Source organism: Rathayibacter sp. AY1D5 (genome assembly GCF_002932515.1).
In the GTDB taxonomy this organism is placed as follows: Bacteria; Actinomycetota; Actinomycetes; order Actinomycetales; family Microbacteriaceae; genus Rathayibacter.
The window spans coordinates 16,348-29,257 of record NZ_PSVU01000005.1; the positions used below are offsets into that span (position 1 = coordinate 16,348).

The window sequence follows — 12,910 nt, forward strand, 5'->3', positions numbered from 1 at the left end:
TCATGGTTTCCGACGCCGACGACTCCGCCGCCCTCCTCGCCGCCACGGAGAAGGAGGTGCTCGGCTGGCTCGAGTTCGGCGACGCCGCTCGGCACCTGGCCGACGACGTGGTCGCGTCGGGCTATCGGCCGGAGCTGGTCGTCGCCATCGCGCGCGGCGGTCTGCTCCTCGCGGGCGCCGTGGCCTACGCGCTCGGCATCAAGAGCTGCGGGGCGCTGAACGTCGAGTTCTACACCGGCGTCGAGGCGCGACTGGCAGAGCCCGTGGTGCTGCCGCCGCTGCTCGACGAGGCGTCCGTGCGCGGCAAGCGCATCCTCCTGGTCGACGACGTCTCCGACTCCGGCCACACCCTCGCCCTCTCGGTGAAGCTCATCCGCGCGATGGGTGCCGAGGTGCGCACCGTGACCCTCTACACGAAGCCGCGCACGGTGCTCGAGCCCGATTTCTTCTGGCGCCGCACCCCGCGCTGGATCGTCTTCCCCTGGTCGGCTCTGCCCCCGGTGGACGGAGCCCTCGCCGAGGACGACGAGTGAGCGTCCACCTCATCGGCGGCGGAGGCGGCGTCGAGCACGACCAGCAGCTGTACGGGGCGTTCCTCGCGGAGGCGCGGGCCCACGCGGTCGACGCCGGCCGGATCGAGGGCCCGCGCATCGCGATCGTCGTCGTCCACGACGGGCTCGGCCCGGAGGCCTACGCCGCCTACGCGGCACTGCTCGCGACGGTCGGCCCGCTCGACGCGTTCGCCGTGATGAAGCCGGAGGGCGGCCGGATCGATCCCGCGGTCTTCGACGACGTCGACGGGATCTTCGTCGGCGGAGGGCTGACCCCGGCCTACCGCGACGCGCTCGAGGCCTGCTTCCCGCGGCTGCGCGATCTCGTCTCCTCCGGAGTGCCGTACGCCGGCTACTCGGCGGGAGCCGCCGTCGCGGCCGACCGCGCCCTCGTCGGCGGCCACCGGATCGGCGGCGTCGCCGTCGTCCCGGAGGGCGCGGCGGAGGAGCTCGACGAGGTCACGGTGCTCGAGGGCATCGGTCTCATCGACGTGACGGTCGACGTGCACGCGGCGCAGTGGGGGACCCTCGGCCGCCTGGTCGCGGCCGTCGAGGCGGGCCTGGTCGACGGCGGCGTCGCGCTCGACGAGTCCACCGTGCTGATCGTCGGCACCGGCGCGCTCCGCGTCGGCGGCGCCGGCTCGGTGTGGCGCGTCAGCGGCAGCGACGCCGGAGTCGTCGTCGCGACGCTCGCGGCGGGCTGACCCGGTGGACCTCGCTGAGCTCGCGGCCTCGGGACTGATCGACAGGGGCTGGGCGGAGGCGCTCACCCCCGTCGCCGGGGACATCGCCGCGATGGGCGACTTCCTCCGCGGCGAGGTCGCGGCCGGCCGGCCCTACCTCCCCGCGGGCCGCGACGTGCTCCGCGCCTTCGCCGCACCGCTCGCGGACGTGCGCGTCCTCATCGTCGGACAGGACCCGTACCCGACGCCCGGGCACCCGATCGGGCTGTCCTTCGCGGTCGAGCGCCACGTGCGCCCGCTGCCGAGGAGCCTGCAGAACATCCACCGCGAGCTCCGGGACGACCTCGGCGTCGAGCCGCCCGAGCACGGCGACCTCAGCGGCTGGACCTCGAGCGGCGTGATGCTGCTCAACCGGGTCCTCACCGTCGCCCCCGGCTCTCCCGCCTCGCACCGCGGGAAGGGCTGGGAGGCGGTCACCGAGCACGCGATCCGCACGCTGGCCGCCCGGGACGCGCCTCTCGTCGCGATCCTCTGGGGCCGCGACGCCGCGTCGCTCCGCCCGATGCTGGGGGAGGCCGGAGTGATCGAGAGCGCGCACCCCAGCCCGCTGTCGGCCTCGCGCGGCTTCTTCGGCTCCCGGCCGTTCAGCCGCGCCAACGCCCTCCTGGAGGAGCGCGGCGCGGAGCCGGTCGACTGGAGCGCTCTCGCGTGACCGGGCGCTCGCCCGCGGGGCGGCTACGCTGGCCCGGATCGATGGGCGGAGCCGAAGGGGAGCCGGATGCTTGAGGAAGAGTACGAGAGCCGGCGCGTCCTGCCGCCGCACCTGCGGAAGGCGCCGCCTCCCGAGCCCGGCTTCTCGTTCGAGATCCGCGACGCCCGCGACGCCGACCTGCCGGACATCCGCGAGATCTACAACCACTACGTGCGCAACACGGTGGTGACCTTCGACGAGGACGACTCGACGCTGAAGGAGTGGCGGACGAAGTTCTCCCGCAACCAGAAGCTCGGGCTGCCCTTCATCGTGGCCGTCTCGCCGTCGGGCCAGATCCTCGGCTACGCGATGGTGTCGCCGTGGTCCTCCAAGCGGGCGTACCGCTTCACCGTGGAGAACTCGATCTACCTGCGGGCGGCCTCCACGGGCAAGGGCCTCGGCCGGGCGCTGATGGCCGAGCTCCTCGAGCGCGCGAAGGCCGTGGGGATCCGTCAGATCATGGCCGTCATCGCCGACAAGGGCGCGGAGGCGTCGCTGGCGATGCACGCGCAGTTCGGATTCGTCGAGGTCGGCCGGATGGGCCGCGTCGGCTTCAAGTTCGAGCGCTGGCTCAGCACCGTCCTGCTGCAGAAGACCCTCAAGTAGGGCCGACCCGCCCCTGCGAATGCGCCTCATCGACAGGTGCCGGGGAGCGCGCCGTCCCTACACTGGACGGCATGGAATGGCTCGTCCCGCTCATCGTCGTCGTCGCGCTCGTCGTCATCCTCGGGGTCTACCTCTGGGCGACGTACAACTCGCTGGTCACCCTCAACGTCCGCGTGGACGAGGCGTGGAGCGACATCACCGTCCAGCTGAAGCGCCGCGCGGATCTGATCCCCAACGTGATCGACTCCGTGAAGGGCTACGCCTCGCACGAGCGCCAGGTCTTCGAGTCGGTGACGCAGGCTCGCGCCGAGACGCTGCAGGCCCAGGGCCCGGCGGAGGCGTCGGTCGCCGAGGACCACATGCAGAGCGCGCTGAAGTCGATCTTCGCGGTCGCGGAGGCGTACCCCCAGCTGCAGGCGAGCCAGAACTTCCTCCAGCTGCAGGGCGAGCTGGTCGACACCGAGGACAAGATCCAGTCGGCCCGGCGCTTCTACAACGGTGGCGTGCGCGAGATGAACACCAAGGTGAAGGTCTTCCCGAACACGCTCTTCTCGCGCCGGCTCGGCTTCTCGGAGCGCGAGTTCTTCGAGGTCGGCGATCTCGCCGCGATCTCGGAGCCCCCGCGCGTCCAGTTCTAGGCAGACGCCGTGTACAGCGCGATCGCCCGCAACAAGCGCAACACGGTCCTGATCCTCGTCCTGTTCCTGGTGATCATCGGCGGCCTGGGCGCCCTGGCGGCAGCGGTCTACCGCAGCACGACGATCGTCGTGGTGGTCCTCGTGATCGCCGCCGGGTACGCGTTCTTCCAGTACTTCTTCGCCGCTCGCCAGGCGGTCGCGCTCAGCGGCGGCGTGGCGGTGGAGAAGGCGGACGAGCCGAGGCTGTACCGCATCGTCGAGAACCTCTCGATCGCGACGGGCACGCCGATGCCGAAGGTGTACCTGATCGACGACCCGGCGCCGAACGCGTTCGCGACCGGCCGCGACCCCGAGCACGCCGTCGTCGCCGCGACGACCGGCCTGCTCGCGATCATGGACGACGCCGAGCTGGAGGGCGTGATGGCCCACGAGCTGGGCCACGTCCGCAACTACGACATCCGCGTCTCGATGATCGTCTTCGGTCTCGTCGTCGCGGTGGGCTTCCTCTCGGACGCCTTCCTCCGCCTGGCCTTCTTCGGGCGGGGCGGCAACGGCAACGGCGGGGGCAACCCGGCGCTCCTGATCGTCGGGCTGGTGTCGATGGTCCTCGCGCCGATCGTCGCCTCGGTCGTGCAGCTCTCGATCTCCCGCCAGCGCGAGTACCTCGCCGACGCGACCGGCGCGCTGACGACCCGCCACCCCGACGCCCTCGCCCGCGCCCTGCTCAAGCTCGAGTCCGCGGGCCGGCCGATGCAGCGGCAGAACAGCTCGATGGCGCACCTCTGGATCGCCGACCCGTCGAAGCCGGGAGTGGTCGCGCGCCTCTTCGCGACCCATCCGCCGATCGCGGACCGCGTCGCCCGCCTCTCCGAGATGGGATCGCGCTTCTAGCAGGCTGATCCGGCCGACGCCCCGTCGACGATCGCCGCCCGCCCGGATCCCGCCCCTGGCAGCGGGGCACGCGCCACCGCGCCGGACGGGACGTCATCCGGTCGGAGCCGCCAGCGGACCGCCGTCGACGGTCGTCAGGTACTCGGCGAAGACCGGCGCCGGGTCGATGCCGCTCGCGGCCGCGTCGACCAGCGCCCGCCGGACCAGGGCGAGGACGACGGTGGCCAGGACGGCCGCCCGGTGCGGGGACGTGCGGCCGAGCCCCATCCGCTCCGCGAGGAACGGCGTCAGCGCCTCCTCGCCGTCGTGCAGCGACTGCGCCCAGACCGCGCGCATCGCCGAGGTCTCGGTGAGCAGGGGGATCAGCCGGAGGGTGCGGTCGAGCTGGGGACCGGAGGCCGCCGCGGCGAAGGCGTGACCGAGCGCCGCGTTCAGCGGCTCGGCGGCCGGGCGCTCGAGGAGGGCGCGTCCCATCGCGGCGATCGCGGCGGCGAGCACCGGACGCACGCAGTCCTCCTTCCCGCCGAGGTACCGGTGGAAGGTCCGGAGGGAGACGCCGGCCGCGTGGGCGAGCTCGCCCGTGCCGACTCCGACGACGCTCCCGCGCTCGAGCAGACGGGCGACGCAGCGCTCCGACAGCGCCAGCGCCAGGACGCCGCCGGGCGCGCTCACGTGATCCTCCTCAGTGCTGCGGCGAGGGCGGCCGCGAGGTCGCCGCGACCGACGACCTCGACGGCGTCGAGGCCCTGCCAGGCCGCCGCCTCGACCAGCAGTGCGGCGAGCCGCTCCGGCGTGTCGGCCGGGGCCCCCGGCTCGAGCCAGGCGGCCTGCACGAGGAGGACCCGGCGCTTGCGCTCGCTCTTGAGGTCGACCCGGGCAGCGATCACGTCGTCGAGGAGCACGGGGAGGACGTAGTAGCCGTGGACCCGCTGCTCGGCCGGGGTGTAGATCTCGATCCGGTAGTGGAAGCCGAAGAACAGCTCGGCCCTCGGCCGGTGCCAGACCACGGGGTCGAACGGCGAGAGGAGCGCGTCCGCCCGGAGCGTGCGGGGGCGTCGGGCGTCGACGTGCCGCCAGAGCGGAACGGGCCGCCCGCCCCGCTCCCAGCCGCGCACCTCGACGCGCTCGAGCTCGCCCGCCTCGACCAGCTCGTCGATCGCGACGCGCGTGGGGGACTGGAGCAGCCGGTGGTAGTCGGCCAGGTCGCCGAGGGTGCCGATCCCGTGGGCCCGGGCCGCCCGGCGCACGAGCTCGCGGACGGCGTCGGGGAGGGGCACGTCGGCATCGAGCACCGCGCTCGGGAGGAGCCGCTCGGCGAGACCGTAGGAGCGCTCGAAGCGCGTGCGCCCCGCCGTCACCACCTCGCCCCAGCGGAACAGGACCTCGAGGCCGCGCTTGATGTCGGACCAGCCCCACCAGGGGCCCGTGCGGACGTTGGCCTCGTGCTCGATCTCGGAGGCGCGGAGGGGACCGTCGGCGAGCGCGGCGCGGAGCCAGTCGAGGGTGGCGCGGTTCTCGTGGGCCCAGCCCTCGTGCTCGGGCAGGCGGACCCGGCGGTAGTGCTCCATCCGCCAGCGGTAGAGCGGGAGGTCCTCGCGGCGGACGAGGGCGGCCTCGTGGGCCCAGTACTCGACGTAGGGGCCGTCGGGGGAGAAGGCCGCGGCGTCGAGGAGGGAGCGATCGTATGGGCCGAGCCGCGCGAGCAGCGGCAGGTAGTGGCTCCGCTCGAAGACGTTCACCGAGTCGAGCTGGAGCGGGCGGATCCGGTCCACGGCGGCGCGCACCCGGCGCGCGTCGACCCGGGAGGGACGGGGGACGCCGAACCCCTGCGCCGCCAGGGCGATGCGGCGCGCCAGCGCGGGGGAGAGCTGCTCGGTCATGGTCCGCCCACGCTAGCGAACGCCCCCGACATCGCCGTCCCCGATTCGGCCCCCGGCGTTCGCCCGGCATTCACCGCCGCGCTCCCTCGCCGTCTCGCGGCGCTCCTACCGTGCCCGAGGCCGTCCCACCGGGGCGGCCCACCCGACTCCTGGAGGACCCTTGACCATTCAGCGCCTGTCGCGCGCCGCCGCGGTCGCCGCCGCCGGCACCGCCCTCGTCTTCACACTCTCGGCCTGCTCCGGCGGCGCCACCGCCTCGTCCGACGGCAGCGGCGCGGACGCGGCGTCCGCCACGTCCGCCGCGGACCTCGGTGGGCTGGACGCCCTGGTCGAGGCCGCGAAGGCCGAGGGCGAGCTCAACGTCATCGCCCTGCCCGACACCTGGGCGAACTACGGCGAGCTGATCAGCGGCTTCGAGGACGAGTACGGCATCACCGTGAACTCCGCCGACCCCGACGTCTCCTCCGCGGAGGAGATCAGCACGGCGGAGAACCTCGCCGGGCAGGACACCGCTCCCGACGTGTTCGACCTGGGGCCGGCCGTCGCTCTGGCGAACACGGACATGTTCGCGCCGTACAAGGTCGAGTCCTGGGACGACATCCCCGAGGGGAACAAGGAGGAGTCGGGCCTCTGGGTCAACGACTACACCGGCCTGATGTCGATCGGGTTCGACGCGGCCGCGGTGCCTGCGCCCACGTCGCTCGAGGACCTCCTCGGCGCCGACTACCGCGGCTCGGTCGCGATCAACGGCGACCCGACCCAGGCGGGAGCCGCCGCGGCCGCAGTGCAGCTCGCGGCTCTCCAGTCCGGCGGCTCCGCCGACGACGTCCAGGCGGGGATCGACTTCTTCGAGAAGCTGAACGACGCCGGCAACTTCCTGCCGCTGGACCCGACCGACGCCACCATCGCCTCGGGCGAGACCCCGGTCGTCTTCGACTGGAGCTACAACAACCTCGCCGCCGGGAAGGCGAACGAGGGCGCCCGCGAGTGGACGACGACAGTCCTCCCGGGCTCCGCCGTCGGCAGCTACTACAACCAGGCGGTCAACGCCGACGCTCCGCACCCCGCGGCCGCGCGGCTCTGGCAGGAGTACCTCTACTCCGACGCCGCGCAGAACCTCTACCTCGCCGCCGGCGCCTACCCGGTGCGCCTGGCCGCGATGACCGAGGCCGGCACGGTCGACCAGGACGCGCTCGACGCCGTCGGCGCCGCTCCCTCCGACCTCGTCCAGTTCACGGAGGAGCAGACCGAGGCGGCCTCGTCGCTCCTCGCCGAGAAGTGGGCCGCGGCGATCCAGTGACCACCGCTCCCGCCGAGGCCGTCTCCGGGGCGTCTGCGCCCCGGAGACGGCGCGGCACCCCGGCCGTGCTGGGCGTCGCCCCCTTCGCGCTCTACGTCCTGCTGTTCCTGGCCGTCCCCACGGTCCTCGCCGTGGCGACCGGATTCACGGACGGAGACGGCCGCTTCACCACGGCGAACGTGCTGGCGCTCGGGGATCCCGTCGTGCTGTCCGCCTTCGGCGCGTCGCTCGGGCTCTCGGCCGTCACCGCCGTCGTCGGCGCGGTGCTGGGCGCGGTCGTGTGCCTGGCCCTGCTCGGCTCCGATCCGCGCGGGGCGCTCCGGACCGTCGTCGATGCAGCGGCGAGCGTCCTCGCGCAGTTCGGCGGCGTGATGCTCGCGTTCGCCTTCATCGCGACGATCGGCGTGCAGGGGCTGGTGACCACCCTCCTCGCGGGAGCGGGCGTCGACCTCTACGCCGACGGCGTGTGGCTCTACCAGCTGCCCGGGCTCGTCCTCCCCTACCTCTACTTCCAGGTGCCCCTGATGGTGCTCACGTTCCTGCCCGCGCTCGAGGGCCTGCGTCCGGAGTGGGCCGAGGCGAACGCGGTGCTCGGCGGGGGTCGGCTCGGCTACTGGCTGCACGTGGCACTCCCGGTGCTGGCGCCGTCGTTCCTCGGCTGCGTCCTGCTGCTGTTCGCGAACGCGTTCTCCTCCTTCGCCACCGCGGCGGCGCTCATCAGCCAGGGCGCGCAGATCGTCCCGCTGCAGATCCGCGCCGCGCTGGTCAGCGAGACGGTGCTGGGCCGCGAGAACCTCGCGGGCGCCCTCGCGCTCGGGATGCTCGCGGTGATGGTGGTCCTGATGTCCGGGTACGCGCTGCTGCAGCGCCGGGCCCGGCGGTGGCAGCGATGAGGCCCGCGCGGCTCCTGTCCGGGGCGGTGCTCGTGATCACCGGGCTGGTGTTCGCCGTCCCGATCGTCGCGATGGCGGAGTTCACGCTCCGCGGCGCCGACGGCCACGACCTCTCGCACTGGACGGCGATCCTCGACCCGGAGAACGAGCGCGCCTACCGCTCGCTGTTCCAGGGGATCGGCAACTCGCTGGTCCTCGCCGTCGTCACCGCCCTCATCGTCCTGGTCCTGCTGGTGCCGACGATGCTGCTCGTCGAGATCCGGCTCCCGCGCCTGCGCCGGGCTCTGGAGCTGGTCTGCCTGCTCCCGCTGACCGTGCCCGCCATCGTCCTCGTCGTCGGCCTCGCGCCGGTCTACTCCGTGGTCACCGAGCTCGCCGGCTCCGCGCCGTGGACGCTCGCTCTCGCCTACGGGGTGCTGGTCCTGCCCTACGCCTACCGCGCCGTGGCGGCGGACCTCGCCGGTCTCGACGCCGTGACGCTCTCGGAGGCGGCCCGCTCGCTCGGCGCGGGCCCGCTCGCGGTGCTCGGGAGGGTCCTCCTGCCGAACCTGCGCCGGGGCCTGGTCGCGGCCGCGCTGATCTCCGTCGCAGTCGTCCTCGGCGAGTACACGATCGCCTCGCTCCTCAGCCGCACCACCCTCCAGACCGGCCTGGTGCAGGTGTCGAAGTCCGACGCCTACGTCGCCGTGATCTTCTCGCTGCTCTCCCTCCTCTTCGCCTTCGCCCTCCTGATCGGGATCGGCCGCCTCGCGCGGATCGGCCTGCCGACGGGCCGGGCCCGCTCCTCGAAAGGCTCCTCGTGACCGCTCCCACCCTCCCCGGCGCCCGCGTGCGCTTCGTCGACGTGGAGCGGCACTACGGCTCCGCGCGAGCGCTCGACGGCGTCTCGTTCGACGTGGCCCCGGGCGAGTTCATCGCGCTGCTCGGCCCCTCCGGCTGCGGCAAGACCACAGCCCTGCGCGCCCTCAGCGGTCTCGAGCGGATCGACGCGGGGCGGATCCTCGTAGACGAGGAGGACGTCGCCCACGTCCCCGTCGCGAAGCGCGACATGGGCATGGTCTTCCAGTCGTACTCGCTCTTCCCGCACCTGCGGGCGCGCGAGAACGTCGAGTTCGGGCTGCGCACCCGGGGAGTCGGGGCGCGCGAGCGCCGGGCGGCCGCGGGGGAGGCGTTGGAGGTCGTGGGCCTCGGCGCCCTCGGCGACCGCTACGCGCACGAGCTCTCCGGCGGCCAGCAGCAGCGGGTGGCGCTCGCGCGCGCCCTCGTCACGCGGCCGCGGGTGCTGCTGCTGGACGAGCCCCTGTCGGCCCTGGACGCGAAGGTCCGCGTCCAGCTGCGCGACGAGATCAAGCGCCTGCAGTCCGAGATCGGCATCACCACGTTCTTCGTCACGCACGACCAGGAGGAGGCGCTCGCCGTCGCCGACCGCGTCGCGGTGATGAACGCCGGGCGGATCGAGCAGCTGGGTGCACCGGAGGACCTCTACGCGCGCCCGGCGACCGCCTTCACGGCCCGCTTCGTCGGCCTCTCGACGGTGGTCGCGGGGACGGTCTCGTCGGGATCGGTCCTCGCGCTCGGCGTGCGCCTGCCGCTCGTCGACGCGGCGGCGGCCGACGGGCCCGTGTCGGTGTTCCTCCGCCCCGAGGACCTCGCCGTCGTGGCCGACGGCGCTCCCGACTCCCTGCCCGGAGTCGTCCTCGCCTCGAGCTTCCTGGGGCCGGTGCGGCGCTCGACCGTCCGGCTGTCGACGGGCGAGGAGGTCACCGTCCAGCACGCGTCGGGGCACCGCCTCGAGCCGGGGGAGCAGGTCGGCGTGCTGCCCGCGCGGCGCCCGGTCGCGGTCGGTCCGGCACCGGAGCAGGCGGCGGTCGGCGCCGCCGCATGAGCACTCCCCGGGGATACCGCGCGGGGTATGCACCGGGGCCTAGTCTGGGCAGATGAGACTCGGCAGGTCCCGCCGCACCTCCGGCCCGCGCGCCGTCCAGCCCGCCGCGCCCGTCGCCCCGGCCGCCCCCTCCCGGCCCGCTCCCGTCGCCGATTCGGCGTTCGTGAGCGACGGGATGCGCATCGCCGGCGCCTGGGCCTGGCGCGTCCTCGTCGTGGTCGCGGCGCTCGCGGTGCTGGTGCTGCTCGTCATCGAGCTGCGGCTGATCGTCATCCCGCTCCTGCTCGCGATCGTGATCGCCGCCCTCCTGGTGCCGTTCTCGAGCTTCCTCCAGCGCCACCGCTGGCCCAAGTGGGCCGCCGTCGTCCTGGCGGAGCTGGGGATCGTCGTGGTGATCGGCGGGCTCCTCTTCCTCGTCGTCACCCAGGTCTACTCCGGCTTCGACGACCTCAGCCGGCAGACGGTGCAGTCCTACGACGACTTCAAGGCCTTCCTCCTCGAGTCGCCGCTCCACCTCACCGAGACCGACATCAACCAGTACGCGCAGCAGGCGCTCACGGCCCTGCAGCAGGACTCGGGGATGCTGGTCAGCGGCGCGCTCAGCGTCGGCTCGACCGTCGGCCACCTGCTGACGGGCGTGCTGCTCACCCTCTTCTCGACGCTGTTCATCCTCATCGACGGGCCGAACATCTGGAGCTGGGTCGTCCGCCTCTTCCCGCGCCGCGCCCGCGGAGCCGTCGACGGCGCCGGTCGCGCAGGGTGGGTGACGCTGACCAACTTCGTGAAGGTGCAGATCCTGGTCGCCTTCGTCGACGCGGTCGGCATCGGCCTCGGCTCCTTCCTCCTCGGCGTCCCGCTGGCCATCCCGATCGGCGTGCTCGTCTTCCTCGGCTCCTTCGTGCCGGTCATCGGCGCCGTGGTGACCGGGGCGCTGGCCGTCTTCATCGCGCTGGTCTACAACGGACCGCTGATCGCGCTCTTCCTGCTGATCGTCGTCCTCGCGGTGCAGCAGCTCGAGGGCCACATCCTCCAGCCGCTGATCATGGGGTCGGCGGTCAAGGTCCACCCGCTGGCCGTCGTGCTCGCGGTGGCAGGAGGCTCGATCATCGGCGGCATCGCCGGCGCCTTCTTCGCGGTGCCCGTCGTGGCCACGCTCAACGTCATGGTCAAGTACGTCGCGAGCGGAGCCTGGCGCTCGCCGACCCGAACCCCCGAGAGAGTTGCCGCAGAGCATGCAGACTAGCCGCGTCGTCGGACCCGCCCTCCACGAGTTCGAGGCGGCCCGCGCCGTCCTCGCCCCCGTCATCGCCGCCACCCCCATGGAGACGAGCACCTTCCTCGCGCAGGTCCTCGGCTCGCCCGTGTTCCTCAAGTGCGAGAACCTCCAGCGCACCGGCTCCTACAAGATCCGCGGAGCCGTGTTCCGGATGTCGCGGCTCACCCCGGAGGAGCGGGCCCGCGGAGTCGTGGCGGCCTCGGCCGGCAACCACGCGCAGGGCGTCGCCTACGCGGCGCGGGAGCTGGGGATCAAGGCCACGATCTTCATGCCGATCGGCGTCGCGCTGCCCAAGCTCGCAGCCACCCGCGACTACGGCGCGGACGTGGTGCTGAGCGGCCACATCTTCAACGAGGCGCTCGCGGCGGCGGCGGAGTTCGCCGAGCGCACGGGCGCGGTCTTCGTTCCTCCCTACGACCACCCCGACGTGATCACAGGGCAGGGCACGGTCGGCCTCGAGATCCTCGAGCAGGCCCCCGCCGTCGAGACCATCGTGGTGCCCATCGGCGGGGGCGGCCTCATCGCCGGGGTCGCCTCGGCGGCCAAGCAGAAGGCGGCCGAGGAGGGGCGCACTCTCCGCGTCATCGGCGTGCAGGCGGCCAACGCGGCACCGTATCCGCTCTCGCTCGCGAGCGGTGAGCCGACCGCGATCACGATCTCTCCGACGATCGCCGACGGCATCGCCGTGGCGAAGCCGGGGCAGCTGAACTTCGCGATCGTCCGCGAGATGGTGGACGAGGTCGTCACCGTCGAGGACGACGACATCGCCCGGGCTCTGCTGGTGCTGCTGGAGCGGGCGAAGCTCGTGGTGGAGCCCGCGGGCGCGGTGGGCATCGCGGCGATCCTGACGGGGAAGATCCGCGACGCCGGAGCGACCGCGGTCATCCTGTCGGGCGGCAACATCGATCCGCTGATGATGGAGCGGGTGATCAGCCGGGGCCTGGCCGCGTCGGAGCGCTACCTCAAGATGAGCATCGGGCTGCCGGATCGTCCGGGGCAGCTGTCGCGCATCGCGGAGCTCATCTCGGAGGCGAACGCGAACGTGGTCGAGGTGCTGCACACCCGGCACGGCCGGGGCCTGCAGATCAGCGAGGTCGAGATCGAGATCAGCGTCGAGACCCGCGGCCCCGAGCACGCCGACCGCGTCATCCAGGTCCTCACCGACGCCGGCTACGCCCCCCGCATCTCCCGCAACTGATCGCTCGAGGGCGCCGCGGTGTTCTCCGCAGAGCGGAGGACAAAGCCGGTACCGGCGATCTCGCGCCCTCGCCGTCGCCGCGAAGCCGGCGCGGCGCTCCCGTTCGGAGAGGGCTGATCGTGCGTCGCGGCGTTCTCCGCAAGGCGGAGGAGGAAGCGGTACCGGCGGTGTCGCGCCCGACGCTGTCGCCGCGAAGCCGGCGCCCCGCTCCCCTTCAGAGAGGGCTGATCGTGCGTCGCGGCGTTCTCCGCAAGGCGGAGGAGGAAGCGATACCGGCGGTATCGCGCCCGACGCTGTCGCCGCGAAGCCGGCGCCCCGCTCCCCTTCAGAGAGGGCTGATCGTGCGTCGCGGCGTTCT

Annotated in this window: 14 protein-coding genes; 12 read left to right on the forward strand and 2 right to left on the reverse strand. The window is 73.1% G+C overall.

The window, feature by feature from the left end; all coding sequences use genetic code 11:
* Window positions 1-2: 2 nt before the first annotated feature.
* The 6 genes from C5C82_RS02430 to C5C82_RS02455 all read left to right on the forward strand — a co-directional run bounded on the left by C5C82_RS02430 (window position 3) and on the right by C5C82_RS02455 (window position 4,120).
* Window positions 3-533 (forward strand): phosphoribosyltransferase, encoded by a 531-nt coding sequence (locus C5C82_RS02430; RefSeq protein ID WP_104224441.1) that lies wholly within the window; start codon window positions 3-5, stop codon window positions 531-533.
* A complete protein-coding gene (locus C5C82_RS17235; RefSeq protein WP_146085947.1) occupies window positions 530-1,255 on the forward strand; it encodes a peptidase S51 in 726 nt (241 codons plus the stop codon). The genes C5C82_RS02430 and C5C82_RS17235 overlap by 4 nt, the downstream gene beginning before the upstream one ends.
* 4 nt (window positions 1,256-1,259) lie before the next feature.
* On the forward strand, window positions 1,260-1,946 hold the full coding sequence (locus tag C5C82_RS02440) for a uracil-DNA glycosylase (RefSeq protein ID WP_104225510.1): 687 nt from the start codon (window positions 1,260-1,262) through the stop codon (window positions 1,944-1,946).
* Between the two features lie 66 nt (window positions 1,947-2,012).
* Window positions 2,013-2,591 carry a GNAT family N-acetyltransferase gene (locus C5C82_RS02445; RefSeq protein ID WP_104224438.1) on the forward strand — a complete coding sequence of 193 codons (579 nt, stop codon included), beginning with the start codon at window positions 2,013-2,015 and terminating at the stop codon, window positions 2,589-2,591.
* Between the two features lie 71 nt (window positions 2,592-2,662).
* Window positions 2,663-3,229 carry a LemA family protein gene (locus C5C82_RS02450; RefSeq protein ID WP_104225511.1) on the forward strand — a complete coding sequence of 189 codons (567 nt, stop codon included), beginning with the start codon at window positions 2,663-2,665 and terminating at the stop codon, window positions 3,227-3,229.
* Between the two features lie 9 nt (window positions 3,230-3,238).
* Entirely contained in the window at window positions 3,239-4,120 is an 882-nt protein-coding gene (locus C5C82_RS02455) for a M48 family metalloprotease (RefSeq protein WP_104260158.1), read from the forward strand.
* Window positions 4,121-4,213: 93 nt separating this feature from the next.
* On the opposite strand, the gene C5C82_RS02460 is transcribed toward C5C82_RS02455, so the two are convergent.
* Window positions 4,214-4,792: a TetR/AcrR family transcriptional regulator gene (locus C5C82_RS02460; RefSeq protein WP_104224435.1), complete on the reverse strand. Its 579-nt coding sequence runs from the start codon at window positions 4,790-4,792 to the stop codon at window positions 4,214-4,216.
* Window positions 4,789-6,000: a winged helix-turn-helix domain-containing protein gene (locus C5C82_RS02465; protein ID WP_104354558.1), complete on the reverse strand. Its 1,212-nt coding sequence runs from the start codon at window positions 5,998-6,000 to the stop codon at window positions 4,789-4,791. Before C5C82_RS02465 ends, C5C82_RS02460 begins: the two co-directional genes overlap by 4 nt.
* Window positions 6,001-6,160: 160 nt before the next feature.
* On the opposite strand from C5C82_RS02465, the gene C5C82_RS02470 reads away from it, so the two are divergent.
* The 6 genes from C5C82_RS02470 to ilvA are packed head-to-tail and all read left to right on the forward strand — an operon-like array spanning window position 6,161 to window position 12,552.
* Window positions 6,161-7,300: an ABC transporter substrate-binding protein gene (locus C5C82_RS02470; protein WP_104354559.1), complete on the forward strand. Its 1,140-nt coding sequence runs from the start codon at window positions 6,161-6,163 to the stop codon at window positions 7,298-7,300.
* The gene (locus tag C5C82_RS02475; RefSeq protein ID WP_104314458.1) at window positions 7,297-8,193 is read left to right on the forward strand and encodes an ABC transporter permease subunit; all 897 of its coding nucleotides are present in this window, start codon (window positions 7,297-7,299) and stop codon (window positions 8,191-8,193) included. Before C5C82_RS02470 ends, C5C82_RS02475 begins: the two co-directional genes overlap by 4 nt.
* Window positions 8,190-8,996, forward strand: a complete 807-nt coding sequence (locus tag C5C82_RS02480) for an ABC transporter permease (protein WP_104354560.1) — start codon at window positions 8,190-8,192, stop codon at window positions 8,994-8,996. Before C5C82_RS02475 ends, C5C82_RS02480 begins: the two co-directional genes overlap by 4 nt.
* A complete protein-coding gene (locus C5C82_RS02485) occupies window positions 8,993-10,078 on the forward strand; it encodes an ABC transporter ATP-binding protein (protein WP_104354561.1) in 1,086 nt (361 codons plus the stop codon). Before C5C82_RS02480 ends, C5C82_RS02485 begins: the two co-directional genes overlap by 4 nt.
* Window positions 10,079-10,130: 52 nt before the next feature.
* A complete protein-coding gene (locus C5C82_RS02490) occupies window positions 10,131-11,321 on the forward strand; it encodes an AI-2E family transporter (RefSeq protein ID WP_104225517.1) in 1,191 nt (396 codons plus the stop codon).
* Window positions 11,311-12,552 (forward strand): threonine ammonia-lyase, encoded by a 1,242-nt coding sequence (gene ilvA / locus C5C82_RS02495; protein ID WP_104224429.1) that lies wholly within the window; start codon window positions 11,311-11,313, stop codon window positions 12,550-12,552. Before C5C82_RS02490 ends, ilvA begins: the two co-directional genes overlap by 11 nt.
* Window positions 12,553-12,910 lie beyond the last annotated feature (358 nt).